Genomic DNA, 16,445 nt, shown 5'->3' on the forward strand with positions numbered 1-16,445 from the left:
AATGAGATATGACGGTTTGATTGATCGGCTCTATCGAACGAAGCCGATCAGTTGACCTCGTCCCGCGAGCCGGTCTGCTCCAGTTGTTCCTCGAACCAGCGCAGCACCGCCTGGCAGCCGGGGTGCGCCGCGCCACTGTCCCTCAGCCACAGCGCATAGACGCCTTCGGTCTTCAGCGGCTCGCCGAACGGCACGATCAGGTCGCCGCGGGCCAGCGCGTCGTGGGCCAACATGCGGTCGGTCATCGCCACGCCGAGGCCACGGGCCGCCGCGTCGAGGGCCAGGTCATCGAGGTTGAATTGCAGGTGTTTGTAGCTGCGCGGGTGAAGATCCGCCTGCGCTTGCAGCCATTGGGTCCATTCGTGGCGCGCGGTCGAGCCGTGGATCAGCGCATGGCCGGCCAGCTCGTCGAGGGAGCGCGGCGGCAACTGACCGTCGCCCAGCACGGGCGCGCAGACCGGAATCAGGTATTCGTCGAACAACGGCGTCAGCGGCCGACCATCGAGGCCTTCGCGCAGGTACAGCACGTAGGCGTCACAGTCGCCGCTGGTATCCACCACTTCGCCGCTGACCGTCTCGATCGACAGGCATAGTTCCGGGTTGGCCGCGTAGAACGAACTCAGCCGCGGCAACAGCCAGCGCACCGCCAGCGAGACGAAGATTCGAATGCGGAACGGTCGCTCCGCCGACGGCGGTGCCAGCCGTTCGCCCAGGGCGCGCAAGTCCTTGAGAATCGCGCAGGACAGCCCATACACCTCACGCCCCGCTTCGGTCAGCGCGACCTTGCGGCTGGTGCGGTCGAACAGCGCCACCCGGTAATGCTCTTCCAGTTGCTGGATCTGCCGGCTGACGGCGCTCTGGGTCAGGTGCAACTGGCGAGCGGCCTCGGTAAAGCTGCTGCTGTCGGCGACGTGGACCAGCGCCTGCAAGGCCTGGAGCGACGGTGTGCGAAAGAAGTTATCCATGCGTTTTCAGAATGCTTGAATGAATTTTTAACGTTAGAAGACCGCCGCCAACGCTCGTAAATTAGGGCTTGTTCAGCGTCTGGCGATATAAATTCCAATAAGCCAGGCGCATTGATTGTGGAGAGCCCGATGTCAATTGACAACCGTTGTGGATGGATCGCGCTGGCCGGCGAATCACCGCCCCGGCCGCGCCTCGAGCGCAACCTTCAGGCCGACTGGCTGATTATCGGCGGCGGGATCACCGGGTTGTCGGCGGCGCACAGCCTGGCGGCGCAGTTCCCCGACCAACACATCGTCCTGCTCGACCGCCAGCGCGTGGCGCAAGGCGCCTCGGCGCGCAACTCGGGTTTTGCCGTCAGCCACGAACTACCGGCGGCAACCGAGCTGCTCGGCACGCCCGGTTTCAACGGTTATCAGGTCGCCTCGCGGATTGGCGTGGCGGCCGGCCAGGAACTGCGCCGGCGCATCGACGAACTGGCCATCGACTGCGAATTCGATGACGGCGGTTATCACTTCGCGGTGCACAAACCGGAGCACCTGCGCCACGCCGAAGCGGCCATCGAAACCCTCGCTGCGGTCGGCGCCGACGCCCGCTACCTGGAAGGCGACGCCTTGCGCAGTCGCCTGGGCAGCGCGTTCTACGCCCGCGCCATCCATTGCGCCGGCGGCAATGCGTTGCTGCAACCGGCACGCTATGTGCGCGGCCTGGCCGACAGCCTGCCGTCCAGCGTGAAGGTATTCGAGAACAGCGCGGTGCTCGACCTGCAGCGCAGTGGCGGCCACTGGCACGCACGCCTTGAAGCCGGCGAAGTCCGGGCGACGCGGGTGCTGGGCTGTGTGGGTGCATTCGTGAACCGGGTCGGCGTGCGGCGCAGCGGCACCTTCCCGCTCGAACTGAGCGCCAGCATCACCCGGCCGCTGACCGAAGCCCGATGGCAAAGCCTGTTTGCCGAGCGCACCTGGGGCGTGCTGTCGACCTTGCCGGGCGGCGCCACGGTGCGCCTGCTGCCGGGTCGGCGCCTGCTGATCCGCAATACGGTGGAATACCGCCAGGCCGACCTCGACCGCGCCGGCTTGCAGCGTCGCCAGCATGAACACGTGAAGGGTTTGCAAAAGCGCTTCCCCGGCCTCGACGCCAGGGACCTCGAATACACCTGGACCGGCCACCTGAGCGGCACGCGCTCCGGCGAGCCGTATTTCGCCCGGGTCGACCAGGACTTCTACGCCGTATCTGGCTGCAACGGCTCGGGCGTGGCCCGCGGAACACTGTGGGGCCGCTTGCTCGCGGACATGGCGATCGGCGCCAGCTCGCCACTGCTCAACGATGTCCTCGGCCAGGCCCATCCCGGCTACCTGCCGCCACGGCCCTTCTTCGACGTCGGCGCGGTTGCGCGCATGGCCTGGGAAGTGCGCCGTGCCCGGCTGGAACGTTGACGAACCCGGCGCTCGCGCCCCTTGCCACAACACTTGCAACAACAAAAGAGAGAGCAAGATGATCACACGTACCTGCCTGCTCGCCGCCTCGGCGGCGCTGCTCAGCCTCGCGGCCCACGCCGCCGACAGCGTCAATATCGCCAACTGGAGCGGCTACGTCGCCGATGACACCCTCACCGAGTTCACCCGGCGCACCGGCATCCAGACCACCTACGACCTGATCGACAGCAACGAAACCACCGAAGCCAAGTTGATGACCGGCGGCAGCGGCTACGACCTGGTCAGCCCGTCCAACCACTTCCTGCCCCGGCTGATCAAGGCCGGCGCCATCCAGGAACTGGACCGCAGCAAGCTGCCCAACTGGAACAACCTCGATCCCAAGCTGATGAAGCTGCTGGAAAGCAGCGATCCGGGCAACCGCTATGCGATCCCGTACATGTGGGTCACGGTGGGCATCGGCTACAACGAAGACAAGATCAAGGCGATCTTCGGCAATACCGACGTCACCCAGTCCTGGCAACTGCTGTTCGACCCGGAAAACATCCGCAAGCTCAGCCAGTGCGGCGTGGCCTTCCTCGACAACCCGACGCAGATCCTGCCGATCACCCTGCGCACGCTGGGGCTCGACCCCCACAGCGAAAGCCCCGCCGACCTGAAAAAAGCCGAGGCCGCGCTGCTCGCGGTGCGTCCTTCGATCAGCTATTTCCATCAGTCCAAGTACGTCAGCGACCTGGCCAACGGCAATATCTGCGTGGCCATCGGCTTCAGCGGCGACGTGCTGCAGGCGATGAGCAGCGCGCAACATGCCAACAACGGCGTGCACCTGAACTACAGCATCCCCCGCGAAGGCTCGACCATCGCCGTGGACATGGTGGCCATCCCGAAAGCCGCGCCGCACCTGGACGCCGCCTACGCCTACCTGAACTACCTGCTCGACCCGAAGGTGATGGCCAGCATCAGCAACGCGGTGCAATACCCCAACGGCAATGCGGCCTCGCTGCCTTATCTGGACCCGGCATTACGCGACAACCCGGCCGCCTATCCGCCGCAAGCGGTGCTCGACAGCCTGTTCCCGATCCAGACCTTGACGCCCTCGGGCATGCGCCTGAGCACACGCTTGTGGACGCGGGTCACCAGCGGCAAGTGAGTCATCCAGCGCTTTCAGCCGCCCATTTGGCGGCTGAAAGCGCTCTTTATTACCCGCAACTGTAGGACCCTTCACATAATCGGCAATGAAACTTTACCGGCACTCGCCCTCTAAGCATGATCGACCGCCCGCACCCATGGAGGATCTTGCGTATGCTCGGCGCCCTGCTCGACAAAGTCTTCAACCGTCCCCTCACCCAGGAAGGGTTCGCCCGAACGTTCATCAAGGCCGCGCGCGACGCCGGCTTCAGTGGCCCCCTCACCTACGCGCCGGACGACTTCCGGATCGAACACAGCGATGGCGCCTACTTCAATCTGCACAACGCCTTCCGTGATTATCAGAAAGCTGAGCGCCCGCATCGGGCCGCAGCGCTCAACGGCTACATAGCGACCTTGCTCAGGGCCCGCGACACCGGGCCGCGGTCGTTCGAGGAGGTCAGGTCGTTGTTGCGCCCGGTCGTTCGCAACCTCGGCATGCTTGAAGAGGTCCGCCTGCACACCGTCCGTACCGAAGGCCCGGATGCGCCGTACAGCGTGGCCCAATTGCCGGTGGGCAAGGACTGCGTGGCGCTGCTGGCGGTCGACTCTCCCGAAGCCACCTCCACGCTGACCAAAGGCCCCGAGGAACACTGGGGCGTGAACATGCAACAGGCCATGGCGATTGCCATGGACAACCTGCGCGCAACCACCGCGGATGCCTTCGATGAGGTCGTGCCGGGGCTGTATGTCGGGCACTGGGGTGACGGCTACGACACCAGCCGCGTGCTGCTGCCGGACGTGTTGCAGCGAGCGCCCATCAAGGGCCGGCCGGTGTTCATGATCCCTACCACGGATGTCTTGCTGGTGGCGGGCGACAAGGACGAGGAGGCCATCCTGCACATGGTCGAAGTCAGCCAGAAAACCATGGAAAACGGCCGCACGCTGTCCAGCCAGGTCTACACCTACGACGATCAGCGCATCGTGCCCTTCCCGCCTGGCAACGAAGCCCTGGAAATACGCCGTGCAAGCCTGGAGCGCGTGATGCTGCAAGGTGCCTATCACATGCAGAAGGAGTTGCTGGACAAGATCCATGAAGCGCACCAGCAGGACCTGTTCGTCGCGACCTACCAGCTTTTCCGTCAGTCCGAAGACGACGTCCGGACCTTCTCGGCGTGCAGTTGGACAGAAACCGTCGACACCCTGCTGCCGCGTACCGACCGCGTCGCGCTGGTGCAGTTGCGTGAAGACGGCACGGCCGATGGCCGGGTGGTGGAATGGGACGATCTGGAAACCCATCTGAGCGAATGGCTGGAGCCGATGGACGTCTACCCGCCGCGCTACCGCACCCTCGGGTTTGCAACGCCCGAGCAACTGAGCCGGTTGACGCCGCTCACCTGACTTCAGCGTCCCTTGCTGCGCGGGTCACCAGCGCAGCAGGCGCGGCCCGAGCAGCGCGCCGAGCACCGTCGGCAGCAGCATCCCCAACAGATACCAGAGCCCCCAGAACGGCACGCCCATTTCCGGGCAATGCAGGCAATAGACCAGCGTTGCCGTGGCGCCGGCCAGCAGGCCGCCGGCGGCACCAGCATGGCGCAGGCGGGTCGGCGCCAGACCGCGCAGGGCCCAGAACACTGCGATGAAACTGGGTGCCGACAGCAAGGCAATATTCAGCGGGCAGGTGCGCCAGGTACGGCCGAAAATAAGGTCGGCGCGGGCCTCGACCGGCGCGCCGGCCAGACTGATCGCGGCCCCCGCCCAGACCAGTACCAGCGGCAACCCGAGCAACGCCCAGAGTGCGCCACCCTTGACGCCGGGGCGGGCCAGGCGCTGGGTCAAGCCGATGCCGAGCAACGCCAGGCTACCGGGCAAGGCGACCTTGGCCCAGAACAGCGGCGTGCGTGCGACCTCGGCCAGGTCGCTGCGCACCCCATAAGTAGCGACGAGCAGCAACAGCGCGCAGGCCACACCGCCGAGCAGCGCGAGGCTCAGGCGCCTGGCCAGCGCATGGCGATCCACCGGTCCTTCGCCGGCGGCCAACAGGGAAATCAGTTCATCGGTCTTCATGATCGCCTTTACCTCGAATCAGCCTGGCGAGAGCCTTGAGCCCTCGGTGTATGCCCACCTTGACCGCAGGACCGGAAAGCCCGGTCAGACGCGCGGTTTCCTCGACCGACAAGCCCTCCAGCTTGACGTGGACGATGGGCAGGCGCTGGCGGTCCGGCAGTTGCCCGAGCAGCTTGCCCAGATCGCGACTGGCCTCGGCCGGCGCTTCATCGCTGGCGGCGAACAGGTCGCTGTCGTCTTCCAGCACATCGTGCAGCGAGTCACGCCGCGCGTAGCTGCGAAAGTGATCGGCCAGCTTGTAGCGGGCGATCGCCTGAACCCAGACGGTCAGCGGCTGTTGCGCCTGGTAGGTGTGACGGGCGTTGTGCACCGCCAGCAGCACTTCCTGCAGCAGGTCTTCGACTTCCGTCGGGCGCTGCGCCAGGCGCCGCCGCAAAAAGCCGCGTACATGCACCGCCAGTGCCGCGAGGAATTCGCGATACGCCACGGCGTCGCCAGCCAGCCCGTTCAGCAGCAATTTCTGCAGTTGGGACTCGCGCTCGTCCAGCACGTCCTGTGAGTTAGTTCGTTGCATCGGCCGCCAGGGTTACACAAACAGTGGGTTTATTTTTATCGAAGCATCTCCGAGGAGTGCGGCGCAAGCGCGGGGAACGAATTCATCACTACAGGTGGCTGGAAGGCTCTTGTCAACAGACCGAGGAATGGCCACCAGGCGCTAGCCGACAATTCTTTAGCGCTCTCAAGATCGAGCGCCGCCCGCGCGGCGCATCGCGAGCAAGCTCGCTCCTACATTTGTTGCAACGTGCCATGGCCTTTGAGAGTTGGGTTGCCAGCCCTTGGCACCTGACGATGAATCGCAGGGAAGCTGTTGAGGTCGACTCGAAACCGCGCCGTACAAACAAAGCGCTCAACTATGGCCTGACAGGCATAGGTACGTTGCAACAAATGTAGGAGCGAGCTTGCTCGCGATGCGCCGCGCGGGCGGCGCTCGATCTCGAGAGCGCTGAAAAGTTGTCGGCTAGCACCTGGCCGCCATTACCCGATTTCCTGACTATCGCGTCATGGTCTTCAGGCAGTCCCAAGATATGAAGTCATCCATGCACCTGAGGACGCCAACAGACAAACCTCAAAAAATATTTTCAGGGTGCTGTAACCCGATCGGCCAACGCGGCGAATTACTCCATGAGCCGCTGGTAGATCACCACGGTCCATCCCCTGGAGAAACACCATGAACAACTTCACCCGCCTTACCGCCGCCCTCGCCCTCGCTTCGCTGGCCGGTGCCGCCATGGCCGATGACACGACAACCAAAGCCGCCAGCGGCGCCGCCATGGAGAAGTGCTACGGCGTCGCCATGGCCGGCAAGAACGATTGCAAAGCCGGTGCCGGCACCACCTGCGCCGGCAGCTCGAAGAAAGACTACGACGGCATGAGCTGGAAAAACGTCCCGGCCGGCACCTGCACCTCGATCAAGACGCCCACCGGCATGGGCTCGCTGACACCCACTCAGCACTAAGCGCAGGCCACCGACCATGAACGGCATCAACACAATGGGCGCCGGACTCGGGCTCAAGGCCGAACACTACGCGCAAGCCCTGGCGTGCGAGGCTGACGGCCTGTGGTTCGAGGTCCATCCGGAAAACTACATGGTCGGTGGCCCACGCCTGGCGTGGCTGGAGCGGATCGCCGAACGGCATCGGCTCTCGCTGCACGGTGTTGCGCTGTCGCTGGCGGCCGACGCCGAACCGGATGCGGCGCACCTGCGCCGCCTGCGGGCGCTGATCGACAGGGTCAGGCCGGCGCTGGTATCGGAGCACCTGGCCTGGTCGACCTGGCGCGGCCAGTATCACCCGGACCTGCTGCCGTTTCCGCGCAGCGACGAAGCCCTGCAACGCATCACCGACAATATTCTGCGCACCCAGGACGCCCTGGGGCGCTGCATCGCCATTGAAAACCCAAGCCATTACCTGCGCCTCGACGGCCACGATCGGGACGAAATCGACTTTCTCGGCGAACTGGTGCGGCGCACCGACTGCACCTTGCTGCTGGACGTCAACAACGTCCACGTCAGCGCGCACAACCTCGGTTTCAGCGCGACAGACTACCTCGCACGCTTTCCCGCCCAGGCCATCAGCGAGCTGCACCTGGCCGGACACAGCGAGGACGACCAGGGCGCCCTGTTGATCGACTCCCATGACGCCGCTATCGCCGAGCCGGTCTGGGCCCTTTACCGGCAATTGATCCAGCGCATCGGGCCACGTCCCACGCTGATCGAACGCGACGGCAATATCCCCGCGTTCAGCGAATTGCTGGGCGAACGCGATATCGCCCAGGCCATCCTCGACCAAAACGGAGCCGCACCATGAACCTGACCCTAGGCCAGTTCCAGGATGCCTTCGTCGCCTCGCTCTATGGCAACCCTGCAGAGGAGTTGGCGGCACTCACCGACCAGCCGGCCTTCGCGGTGTACCGCAATACCGTGCTGGCCGGCGCCGTCGACGCGTTGTGCGCCAACTTTCCCAGTGTCGAGCGGCTGGTCGGCCACGACTGGATGCACGGCGCCGCAGCCGCCTATGCGCAACTCTCGCCGCCGGGCGATCCACGGCTGATCCGCTACGGCGCCGGCTTCCCGGAGTTTCTCGATGAGCAGACCGGCGCTCAGGGTACGCCCTGGCTGGCGGACGTTGCGCGCCTGGACTTCGACTGGGCGGTGGCCTTCAGCGCGCCCGTCGACCCCAGCCTCGACCTCACCGAACTGGCCGGCATGGACGCCGCCGATCTTGCCCACTGCCACCTACGCCCGCGCCGCGGTGTGCGCTGGCGCTGGTTCCCGCTGCACCCGGTGTTCAGCCTCTGGCGCCACAACAGAGAGGGTCTGGACTGGCCGCCCGCACAACCGTGGATCGCCGAAGGCGCGCTACTGACGGGCGACGCCGACGGCGTCAGTCATCACCCGCTGGACGCCGGCGGCTGCGCCTTTCTCGATGCCTGCGCTGCCGGCCATGCCCTCGAACAAGCCGCCTTGCTCGCGGAACAAACCCAACCCGACCTGGACTTCAACGACCTGCTTGGCCGACTGCTCCAGGCCAGGGTCTTCCTGCCCCTCTCACTTGCCTGAGGTTTCGCCATGGACATCACTCACCCCGCCGCAACCAACCGCTCGCTGCGCCAGCGCTGGAACCGTATCGCCGACTACCTGCAGCACCTGCTGAGCGATAACGTGTTGTGCCTGGTGGCGCGATTGGGCATTGCTTCAATCTTCTTCCTTTCCGGCCGGACCAAGGTCGAAGGGTTCCTGAGCATTACCCCCAGCACCTACGAACTGTTCCAGAGCGAATACACCCTGCCGCTGGTCTCGCCGTGGCTGGCAGCACATCTGGCGACCTATGCGGAACACCTGTTCCCGCTGCTGCTGGTGCTCGGTCTGTTCACCCGTCTGTCGGCATTGGCGCTGCTGGGCATGACCCTGGTGATCGAAATTTTCGTGTATCCCGATGCCTGGCCGGTGCACCTGTCCTGGGCGGGGTTGCTCCTGCTGCTGGTCGCCCGCGGCGCCGGGGCGATTTCGTTGGATCGGCTGTTGCACTTGCGCTGAGCGGCGCGCGAGAAAAACTGTACAGGGAATTTGACTTGTACAGTTTTAGTCATACGCTCTAGGTATACCTGTACAAGATTTGTATTTTGTACAAGATTGCCTCGGAGATGCGAATGCCCAGCTACCTGCAATCCTTTGCCAACCGCTTTGCCACGCTGGATGCGGGCAGCCTCTCGCGGCTGGATGAGTTGTACAGCGACACCATCGTGTTTCGCGATCCCCTGCACGAAATCAACGGCCTGCCGGCACTGCGGGCCTACTTCGACCAGCTCTACGCCAATGCGCAGGACATCCGCTACGACTTCCACGACCTGGACGAAGCCGGCACCGGCCGCGGCTACCTGCGCTGGACCCTGCACTTTCGCCACCCGCGCCTGAAGGGCGGCAAGCTGATCAGCCTGGACGGTTGCAGCCACCTGCGCTGGACCGATCGCGTTCACTTTCACCGCGACTACTTCGATGCCGGCGCCCTGCTCTATGAGCACCTTCCAGTGATGGGCAGCGTAATCGGCTGGCTCAAGGGCCGGCTGGCATGAGCCGCTGCTGGCTGACCGGTGCCAGCAGCGGCATCGGCGCCGCGTTGGCGCTGCGCCTGCTGGAGCAAGGCCATCAGGTGGCGCTCGGCGGTCGCAACGCCGAGACGCTGGAGCCGCTGGCCCTGCGCTTCCCCGGCCAGGTACTGCTGGCCACGGGCGATGTCAGCGACCCGCAGCAGGTCGCGGCCATCGTTGCCCGGATCGAACAGGCCTGGGGCGCACTCGACCAGGTGATTCTCAATGCCGGCACCTGCGAATACCTCGAACCCGGCCATTTCGATGCCGCCGTGGTGGAACGGGTACTGCGCACCAACCTGCTGGGCGTCAGTCATTGCCTGCAGGCGGTGCTGCCACTGCTGCGACGCGGGCAACAGCCGCATCTGGTGGTGACCGGCAGTTCGGTGACCTGGCTGGCCTTGCCGCGGGCCGGCGCATATGGCGCGTCCAAGGCGGCGCTGCGCTACCTGATCGAGTCGCTGCGCATCGAGCTGATCACCGAAGGCATCGACGTCACCCTGGTCAATCCGGGCTTTGTCGACACCCCGCTGACCCAGCGCAACGACTTCCCCATGCCACAGATCTGGAGCGCCGAGCGCGCCGCGCGGCATATCGCCGAACGCTTGCCGCGGCGCCCGCTGGAAATCAATTTCCCGACCCTTTTCACCCTGGTGCTGCGTCTGCTCGGCGCACTGCCGGCCCGCTGGCGCCTGAAGCTGGGCCAGCGCCTGGCGCGCAACGAACAGGACTAGAACCCATGCGTATCGCCATCATCGGCAGCGGCATCGCCGGCCTGACCTGTGCCCATCTGCTGTCCCGACACCACGAAGTCACGGTGTTCGAGGCCGCCGACTGGATCGGCGGCCACACCCACACCGTCGATGTGCAGTGGCAGGGCCAGCACTACGCGGTGGACACCGGTTTTATCGTGTTCAACGACTGGACCTACCCCAATTTCATTCGCCTGCTCGATCACCTCGGCGTAGCTTCGCGGCCAACCGAAATGAGCTTCTCGGTACACGACCCGCAAACCGGCCTTGAATACAACGGCCACGACCTCGACAGCCTGTTTGCCCAGCGGAGCAACCTGCTGTCACCGGGGTTCTGGGGCATGCTGCGCGACATCCTGCGTTTCAACCGCCAGGTGCTGGCCGACCTCGACAGCGGACGCATCGACGCCGCCACTACCCTCGGCGACTACCTGCGGGCGCAGCGCTACGGCCAGCGCTTCATCGACCACTATGTCGTGCCCATGGGCTCGGCGATCTGGTCGATGTCGCGCGCCGACATGCTCGGTTTTCCCCTGCAATTCTTCGTGCGCTTCTGCCGCAACCACGGCCTGCTGTCGGTGAGCAATCGCCCGCAGTGGCGGGTGATCGAGGGCGGCTCGCGGGGTTATATCGAGCCGCTGTGCCGCGCCTTCGTCGGCCGGATCCGGCTGAACTGCGCGGTGACGCGGGTCAACCGCGACGACGGCGGCGTAACCCTCACGTGCCCCACCGGGCCCGAGCGGTTCGACAGCGTAGTGTTCGCCTGCCACAGCGACCAGGCGCTGGCGCTGCTCGATACGCCCAGCCGGGCCGAACGTGAAGTGCTCGGCGCCCTGCGCTACGCCAGCAACGAGGTCGTCCTGCACACCGATACACGCCTGCTGCCGCAGCGCCGCAAGGCCTGGGCCAGCTGGAACTATCGCCTCGGCGGCACGCCGCAGGCACCGGCTGCCCTGACCTACGACATGAACATCCTGCAGGGCATCGAGGCGCCGGTGACCTTCTGCGTGAGCCTCAACCAGACCGCTCAGATAGACCCGGCGCAGATACTCGCGCGCTTCGACTACGCCCACCCGCAATACAGCCTCGCGGCGGTGGCGGCGCAAGCGCGTCACGCCGAATTGCAGGGCCGGCAGCACAGTTACTACTGCGGCGCCTACTGGGCCAACGGCTTCCACGAGGACGGCGTGACCAGCGCGCTGCAGGTCGCCGAACACTTCGGAGAACACCTGTGAACAGCAGCCTGTGTCACGGTTGGGTCAGCCACCGGCGCCTGACGCCGCGAGTCCACGCGTTCCGCTACCGGATCGGCATGCTCTACGTCGACCTGGACGAACAACCGCAACTGCTCGGTCTGTCACGCTGGCTCGGCACCTCGCTGCTGGCGCCGTTGAGCTGGCGTGAGCGCGACTTCCTGCCAGCGCTGACCCGGCAAGGCCAGTCGCTGGCCGATGCCGCGCGAACCCTGGTTGGCCAGGCCACCGGCGAAACGCCCGAAGGCGCCGTGCACCTGCTGACCCAGCCGCGCAGTTGGGGGCTGTCGTTCAACCCGGTGAGCTTCTATTTCTGCCATGACCGCGACGGGCGCCTGGCGGCCATCCTGCTCGAAGTGCGCAACACGCCGTGGCGCGAGCGCTTCCACTACGTGCTGCCGGTGCAGGCCGGGCGACCCCGGCAGTTCGCGGTAGCGAAAGCCTTTCATGTCTCGCCTTTCATGCCGCTGGACATGGATTACCGCCTGCGCTTTTTCCTCGATGCGCAGCACATTCGCATCCACATGGAGAACTGGCGCGAGGGCCACAAGGTGTTCCAGGCCGACCTCGCTCTCAGCCGCCAGGCACTCACGGCCACATCTCTGCGCCGCCATATTCTGGCGTTTCCGTGGATGAGCCTGCGCACGGTGACCTCGATCTACTGGCAGGCGCTGCGCCTGCTGTTCAAACGCACCCCACTGCATGACCACCACGCCAGCCAGGACAGCCTGGGACTTGGCCGACCCACCCGTGAGGAGTCCGAGCATGTCCATTCCCACCCTGACCGTTAGCAAGTCCACCGGGCTGAGCCCGTTGCTCGGCAGTCTGGCCAGAACCGCGGTGCTCGCGCAACTGCGGCGCTTGCGCCAGGGGCACCTGCGCCTGATCTACAATGACCGCCAATGGACATTCGGCGACGCCGACAGCCCATTGCAAGCCGAGGTCGAAATCACCGACGAGGCGGCCTGGAGCCTGGTTGCCAGCAACGGTTCGATCGGCGCCGGCGAGGCGTACATCCACGGTTACTGGCGCAGCCCGGACCTGGCGGCGCTGACCCGCCTGTTCGTCGCCAACCTGGAGGTCCTCGACGCCCTCGAAAGCGGTCTGGCGCGCCTCGGTCGCCCGGCGCTGCGCCTGCTGCACCGGCTCAACCGCAACAACCGCAGCGGTTCCAAGCGCAATATCCTCGCCCATTACGACCTCGGCAATGCGCTGTTCGAACGCCTGCTCGACCCGACCATGATGTACTCGGCAGCGCAGTTCGAAAGCCCCGAACAAAGCCTTGAGCAGGCGCAGTTGAACAAGCTCGAAGGGATCTGCCGCAAGCTCGACCTCAAGGCGGATGAGCACCTGCTGGAAATCGGCACCGGCTGGGGCAGCCTGGCCATTCATGCGGCCACGCACCATGGCTGCCGGGTCACCACCACCACACTCTCCGACGCCCAGTACGAACACACCCGGGAACGGGTGCGAGCACTGGGCCTGGAGCAACGCATCACGGTGCTGCGCGAGGACTACCGCGACTTGCGCGGAAGCTTCGACAAGCTGGTGTCGATCGAGATGATCGAAGCGGTCGGCCATCGCTACCTGCCCGCCTATTTCCGCCAATGCGCCGCGCGGCTGAAGGAAAACGGCCTGATGCTGCTGCAGGTCATCACCATCCGCGACCAGCGCTACGCCCAGGCACGGCGTTCGGTCGACTTCATCCAACGCTACATTTTTCCCGGTGGCGCCCTGCCCTCGCTGAGCGTGCTGCTGGATACCGCCAGCCGGCAGACCGCGCTGAACCTGATCCACATGGAAGACTTCGGCCAGGATTACGCGCGCACCCTGCGGCACTGGCGCGACAACCTGAACCAGTCACGGTCCGCGCTGCTGGAACTGGGGTATGACGAAACCTTCCAGCGGCTCTGGGAGTTCTACCTGTGCTACTGCCAGGGCGGTTTCGAAGAGCGGGCAATCGGCGTCGCCCAATTGCTGTGGGCTGGCCCGACTGCGCGGCGAGCGCCGCTGCCGGGCGCCTGAGGTGTCCCGCGCCTGGCTGCTCGGCAATGCCCTGTGGCTGCAGGCGGGTTGGTGGGGCTGCGTGCTCGGTGCACAGCGGCCCTGGCTGTTGTTGCCAGTACTGATCGGCCTGTTGATTCATGTGCGCTATTGCGACAACCCGAAAGCCGAGTTGGCGGCGCTGCTGCGGGTCGGCCTGGCGGGTTGCCTGCTGGACAGCGGACTGGGGGCGACAGGCGTTTTCGCCTTCGACCAGACGCCGCTTCCGCTGTGGCTGGCACTGCTCTGGCTGGTGCTGGCCAGCGGCATGCGCCACAGCCTGGCGTGGGCCGCACGTCCGCTCTGGTGGGGGGCTTTGCTGGGGATGCTCGGCGCGCCGCCGGCCTACCTCGCCGGCGCCCGTCTTGCCGGTATCGAACTGCCGCTGGGCAGCCTCAACACCGCACTGCTGCTGGCGCCGTTATGGGCGCTCTGGCTGCCGTTGTGCCTGCGTCTTGCCGCGTGGCGCTGAGCGCCGACAGCGCTCCGAGCAGTAGCGCACCTCATCCCAGCATTTGGCCCAGCGTTTGCGCCAAGTGAACGGTAGCCCGCACACCGCGCAGCGCTTGCTTGGCAGCAGCGCCTTTTTCACAGCGCATCCCCGGCATCCAGCCGCGCCAGCAGCGACTCGCCGCGCTGCCACAACGCGTCACGGCGGGCGCTGTCCATGGCGTCCAGGCCCCGGTAGATCATGCTTAGGCGCGGGTTGTCGGCCAGCGGCTGGCGGTGCCGCATAAGGAAATGCCAGTACAGGGCGTTGAACGGACAGGCGTCCTCCTCCACCGCCCGCTCGACCCGATAGCGACAGGCACCGCAGTGGTCGGACATGCGCTGGATATAGCGCCCGCTGGCGCAGTAGGGCTTGGACCCGAGGTAGCCGCCGTCGGCATGCATCACCATGCCCAGGGTGTTGGGCAGCTCAACCCAATCGAAGGCATCCAGATAGACCGCCAGATACCACTCGCAGATTGCCGACGGCACGATGCCGGCCAGCAACGCGAAGTTGCCGGTGACCATCAGCCGCTGAATATGGTGAGCGTAACCCAGTTCCAACGTCTGGCCGATCACTTGCGACATGCAGCGCATGCCGGTCTGTCCGGTCCAGTAGAACTCGGGCAGGGCCCGCTGGTTGCCGAAGGCATTGAGCTGCGCGTACTCGGGCATGCGCAGCCAGTAGATGCCATGCACGTACTCGCGCCAGCCGATCAATTGGCGGATGAAACCCTCGGCCGCATTGAGCGGCACCCGCCCCTGGCGATAGGCAGCATCGACGTCGGCGCACAGTTGGCGGACATCCAGCAAACCGATATTCAGTGCCGCGCTGATGCGCGCATGGAACAGAAACGGCTCGCCCTCAGCCATGGCGTCCTGGAAGTCGCCGAAGGCCGCCAGGCCGAAGTCGAGAAAATGCTGCCACAGCGCCTGGGCCTGGTCGTGGGTCACGGGGTAGTCGAAGGCTTCGACGCTGCCGTAGTGGTCACGGAAGCGCTCGCGCACCAGGGCGATGACCTCCTGGGTGATCGCGTCACGCTCGAAATGCGCCGGAAACGGTCCGCGCAGCCCACGCGGCAACGCCTTGCGGTTGGCGCTGTCATAGTTCCAGGCGCCACCGGCCGGGCTGCCGTCGGGCTCGACCAGCAGGCCGCTGCGTTTGCGCATGCCACGGTAGAAGTGTTCCATGCGCAACTGCGACTGGCCCGCCGCCCAGCGGCCGAACGCCTGACGCGAACAGAGAAAACGCCGGTCCGCATGCCACACCAGCGGCAACCCGCTTTCGCGCAGGGCCTGCTGCAGCCGCCACTCGCCGCATTCGGTCAGGTGCACTTCGTCCGCGCCGAACACCTCACGCCAGCGGCGCAGTTCGCCGGCGATGCTGCCGCTGTTATCCGGGGCGTCCAGATGCACGTACTGCACCCGCCAGCCTTGCTCACGCAGGGCCTCGGCGAAATGACGCATGGCACTGAAGATCAGCACGATCTTCTGCGGGTGGTGGGGCACGTAGCGTGCTTCACCCTCCACCTCGGCCATCAGCAGCACGTCGCGGGCGGGGTCGAGGGCGCGCAGCGACGCCAGGTCGAACGACAATTGGTCACCCAGCACCAGGCCGAGCCGGACAGCTTCAGTCACCCGCGTTCGCCTCCGGCAGGCGACGGAAGAACAGCGTCACCTGCCCCACTTCCACGCCGAATTTGCGCATGCTGGTGCGATTGATCAGGGTGTCTTCGTCCATCAGGTACATCCAGTCGTCCATATCCAGCTCCCAGTGCCGACCATCGACCGGAACGTCCAGACGATAGCGCCAGTGCAGCGCGTTGCCGGCCACTTCACCAACGGCCTCGCCGATCACATCGCCGGCGCGCCCGCGCCAACGGCCCTGGCCTTCCGGTGTCAGCGTCCAGGTACGCTGCTGGCGGGTGCCGTCGCTGTAGACGAAACGTTCATCGAGGATCAGCCGTTCACCTTCGCGGCGACTGTCGACGCGCACATGAAAACGCTTGGTCACCTCCCCGGAGCGGTTCTGCACCATGCCCCAGGCCTGGACCGGGCGCGAGAAGAACGCCAGCAGGTCCAGACTGGGCTGTTCCTTGGCGTAGGTCTGCACATCGACGTTGCCGCAACTGCCCAGCAGCAGGCAGCCAAGCAGGATCAGGATTCTGCGCATG

At 65.5% G+C, this 16,445-nt stretch carries 19 protein-coding genes; 13 read left to right on the forward strand and 6 right to left on the reverse strand.

The genetic code is table 11. The features are described 5' to 3' along the window. Window positions 1-47: 47 nt before the first annotated feature. Entirely contained in the window at window positions 48-965 is a 918-nt protein-coding gene (locus tag DM374_RS04670) for a LysR substrate-binding domain-containing protein (RefSeq protein ID WP_110968833.1), read from the reverse strand. A gap of 135 nt (window positions 966-1,100) precedes the next feature. Here DM374_RS04670 and DM374_RS04675 point away from each other — a divergent pair, with 135 nt between their 5' ends. The 3 genes from DM374_RS04675 (at window position 1,101) to DM374_RS04685 (ending at window position 4,922) form a co-directional block, all read left to right on the forward strand. Beyond that, window positions 1,101-2,399, forward strand: coding sequence for an NAD(P)/FAD-dependent oxidoreductase (locus DM374_RS04675; RefSeq protein ID WP_110968879.1), 1,299 nt, complete (start codon window positions 1,101-1,103; stop codon window positions 2,397-2,399). A 58-nt stretch (window positions 2,400-2,457) separates the two neighbouring features. Next, on the forward strand, window positions 2,458-3,546 hold the full coding sequence (locus tag DM374_RS04680) for a polyamine ABC transporter substrate-binding protein (protein ID WP_110968834.1): 1,089 nt from the start codon (window positions 2,458-2,460) through the stop codon (window positions 3,544-3,546). A 152-nt stretch (window positions 3,547-3,698) separates the two neighbouring features. Beyond that, window positions 3,699-4,922 (forward strand): hypothetical protein, encoded by a 1,224-nt coding sequence (locus DM374_RS04685; RefSeq protein WP_110968835.1) that lies wholly within the window; start codon window positions 3,699-3,701, stop codon window positions 4,920-4,922. Window positions 4,923-4,946: 24 nt separating this feature from the next. Here DM374_RS04685 and DM374_RS04690 read toward each other — a convergent pair whose 3' ends face one another. Further along, window positions 4,947-5,588 carry a DUF1109 domain-containing protein gene (locus tag DM374_RS04690; RefSeq protein ID WP_110968836.1) on the reverse strand — a complete coding sequence of 214 codons (642 nt, stop codon included), beginning with the start codon at window positions 5,586-5,588 and terminating at the stop codon, window positions 4,947-4,949. Continuing rightward, complete coding sequence (locus DM374_RS04695) at window positions 5,575-6,162, reverse strand: sigma-70 family RNA polymerase sigma factor (RefSeq protein ID WP_110968837.1); 588 nt, start codon at window positions 6,160-6,162, stop codon at window positions 5,575-5,577. Before DM374_RS04695 ends, DM374_RS04690 begins: the two co-directional genes overlap by 14 nt. Before the next feature lie 654 nt (window positions 6,163-6,816). Here DM374_RS04695 and DM374_RS04700 point away from each other — a divergent pair. The 10 genes from DM374_RS04700 (at window position 6,817) to DM374_RS04745 (ending at window position 14,254) form a co-directional block, all read left to right on the forward strand. Continuing rightward, on the forward strand, window positions 6,817-7,104 hold the full coding sequence (locus tag DM374_RS04700) for a BufA1 family periplasmic bufferin-type metallophore (RefSeq protein WP_110968838.1): 288 nt from the start codon (window positions 6,817-6,819) through the stop codon (window positions 7,102-7,104). A gap of 16 nt (window positions 7,105-7,120) precedes the next feature. Beyond that, the gene (gene bufB, locus DM374_RS04705) at window positions 7,121-7,954 is read left to right on the forward strand and encodes an MNIO family bufferin maturase (RefSeq protein ID WP_404821286.1); all 834 of its coding nucleotides are present in this window, start codon (window positions 7,121-7,123) and stop codon (window positions 7,952-7,954) included. Further along, window positions 7,951-8,706 (forward strand): HvfC/BufC N-terminal domain-containing protein, encoded by a 756-nt coding sequence (locus DM374_RS04710; RefSeq protein ID WP_110968839.1) that lies wholly within the window; start codon window positions 7,951-7,953, stop codon window positions 8,704-8,706. Before bufB ends, DM374_RS04710 begins: the two co-directional genes overlap by 4 nt. A gap of 9 nt (window positions 8,707-8,715) precedes the next feature. Next, a complete protein-coding gene (locus DM374_RS04715) occupies window positions 8,716-9,183 on the forward strand; it encodes a DoxX family protein (protein WP_110968840.1) in 468 nt (155 codons plus the stop codon). 113 nt (window positions 9,184-9,296) lie between these two features. Continuing rightward, on the forward strand, window positions 9,297-9,719 hold the full coding sequence (locus DM374_RS04720; protein ID WP_110968841.1) for a nuclear transport factor 2 family protein: 423 nt from the start codon (window positions 9,297-9,299) through the stop codon (window positions 9,717-9,719). Further along, a complete protein-coding gene (locus DM374_RS04725; RefSeq protein WP_110968842.1) occupies window positions 9,716-10,468 on the forward strand; it encodes an SDR family NAD(P)-dependent oxidoreductase in 753 nt (250 codons plus the stop codon). Before DM374_RS04720 ends, DM374_RS04725 begins: the two co-directional genes overlap by 4 nt. Window positions 10,469-10,473: 5 nt before the next feature. Continuing rightward, window positions 10,474-11,721, forward strand: coding sequence for an NAD(P)/FAD-dependent oxidoreductase (locus DM374_RS04730; RefSeq protein ID WP_110968843.1), 1,248 nt, complete (start codon window positions 10,474-10,476; stop codon window positions 11,719-11,721). Then, window positions 11,718-12,530, forward strand: a complete 813-nt coding sequence (locus DM374_RS04735) for a DUF1365 domain-containing protein (protein ID WP_110968844.1) — start codon at window positions 11,718-11,720, stop codon at window positions 12,528-12,530. Before DM374_RS04730 ends, DM374_RS04735 begins: the two co-directional genes overlap by 4 nt. Further along, window positions 12,505-13,764: an SAM-dependent methyltransferase gene (locus DM374_RS04740; protein WP_110968845.1), complete on the forward strand. Its 1,260-nt coding sequence runs from the start codon at window positions 12,505-12,507 to the stop codon at window positions 13,762-13,764. The genes DM374_RS04735 and DM374_RS04740 overlap by 26 nt, the downstream gene beginning before the upstream one ends. Before the next feature lies 1 nt (window position 13,765). Next, window positions 13,766-14,254 carry a DUF2878 domain-containing protein gene (locus DM374_RS04745; protein WP_110968846.1) on the forward strand — a complete coding sequence of 163 codons (489 nt, stop codon included), beginning with the start codon at window positions 13,766-13,768 and terminating at the stop codon, window positions 14,252-14,254. Here the strand turns inward: DM374_RS04745 and DM374_RS04750 are convergent. From DM374_RS04750 to DM374_RS04760, 3 genes are read right to left on the reverse strand one after another with little or no spacing between them, the layout of a single operon-like run. After that, window positions 14,204-14,374, reverse strand: coding sequence for a DUF2256 domain-containing protein (locus DM374_RS04750; RefSeq protein ID WP_110968847.1), 171 nt, complete (start codon window positions 14,372-14,374; stop codon window positions 14,204-14,206). The two genes, DM374_RS04745 and DM374_RS04750, sit on opposite strands and share 51 nt — an antisense overlap. Beyond that, the gene (locus DM374_RS04755; protein WP_110968848.1) at window positions 14,371-15,909 is read right to left on the reverse strand and encodes a cryptochrome/photolyase family protein; all 1,539 of its coding nucleotides are present in this window, start codon (window positions 15,907-15,909) and stop codon (window positions 14,371-14,373) included. Before DM374_RS04755 ends, DM374_RS04750 begins: the two co-directional genes overlap by 4 nt. Further along, entirely contained in the window at window positions 15,902-16,444 is a 543-nt protein-coding gene (locus DM374_RS04760) for a DUF3833 domain-containing protein (RefSeq protein WP_110968849.1), read from the reverse strand. Before DM374_RS04760 ends, DM374_RS04755 begins: the two co-directional genes overlap by 8 nt. Window position 16,445: the final 1 nt, after the last annotated feature.

Source organism: Pseudomonas huaxiensis (assembly GCF_003231275.1).
GTDB lineage: Bacteria > Pseudomonadota > Gammaproteobacteria > Pseudomonadales > Pseudomonadaceae > Aquipseudomonas > Aquipseudomonas huaxiensis.

Excerpts from the sequence above, each read along its gene's own strand:
- DM374_RS04670 (WP_110968833.1), bottom strand. The coding sequence starts at position 965 with ATGGATAACTTCTTTCGCACACCGTCGCTCCAGGCCTTGCAGGCGCTG.
- DM374_RS04680 (WP_110968834.1), top strand. The coding sequence starts at position 2,458 with ATGATCACACGTACCTGCCTGCTCGCCGCCTCGGCGGCGCTGCTCAGC.
- DM374_RS04685 (WP_110968835.1), top strand. The coding sequence starts at position 3,699 with ATGCTCGGCGCCCTGCTCGACAAAGTCTTCAACCGTCCCCTCACCCAG.
- DM374_RS04690 (WP_110968836.1), bottom strand. The coding sequence starts at position 5,588 with ATGAAGACCGATGAACTGATTTCCCTGTTGGCCGCCGGCGAAGGACCG.
- DM374_RS04695 (WP_110968837.1), bottom strand. The coding sequence starts at position 6,162 with ATGCAACGAACTAACTCACAGGACGTGCTGGACGAGCGCGAGTCCCAA.
- DM374_RS04700 (WP_110968838.1), top strand. The coding sequence starts at position 6,817 with ATGAACAACTTCACCCGCCTTACCGCCGCCCTCGCCCTCGCTTCGCTG.
- bufB (WP_404821286.1), top strand. The coding sequence starts at position 7,121 with ATGAACGGCATCAACACAATGGGCGCCGGACTCGGGCTCAAGGCCGAA.
- DM374_RS04710 (WP_110968839.1), top strand. The coding sequence starts at position 7,951 with ATGAACCTGACCCTAGGCCAGTTCCAGGATGCCTTCGTCGCCTCGCTC.
- DM374_RS04715 (WP_110968840.1), top strand. The coding sequence starts at position 8,716 with ATGGACATCACTCACCCCGCCGCAACCAACCGCTCGCTGCGCCAGCGC.
- DM374_RS04720 (WP_110968841.1), top strand. The coding sequence starts at position 9,297 with ATGCCCAGCTACCTGCAATCCTTTGCCAACCGCTTTGCCACGCTGGAT.
- DM374_RS04725 (WP_110968842.1), top strand. The coding sequence starts at position 9,716 with ATGAGCCGCTGCTGGCTGACCGGTGCCAGCAGCGGCATCGGCGCCGCG.
- DM374_RS04730 (WP_110968843.1), top strand. The coding sequence starts at position 10,474 with ATGCGTATCGCCATCATCGGCAGCGGCATCGCCGGCCTGACCTGTGCC.
- DM374_RS04740 (WP_110968845.1), top strand. The coding sequence starts at position 12,505 with ATGTCCATTCCCACCCTGACCGTTAGCAAGTCCACCGGGCTGAGCCCG.
- DM374_RS04760 (WP_110968849.1), bottom strand. The coding sequence starts at position 16,444 with ATGCGCAGAATCCTGATCCTGCTTGGCTGCCTGCTGCTGGGCAGTTGC.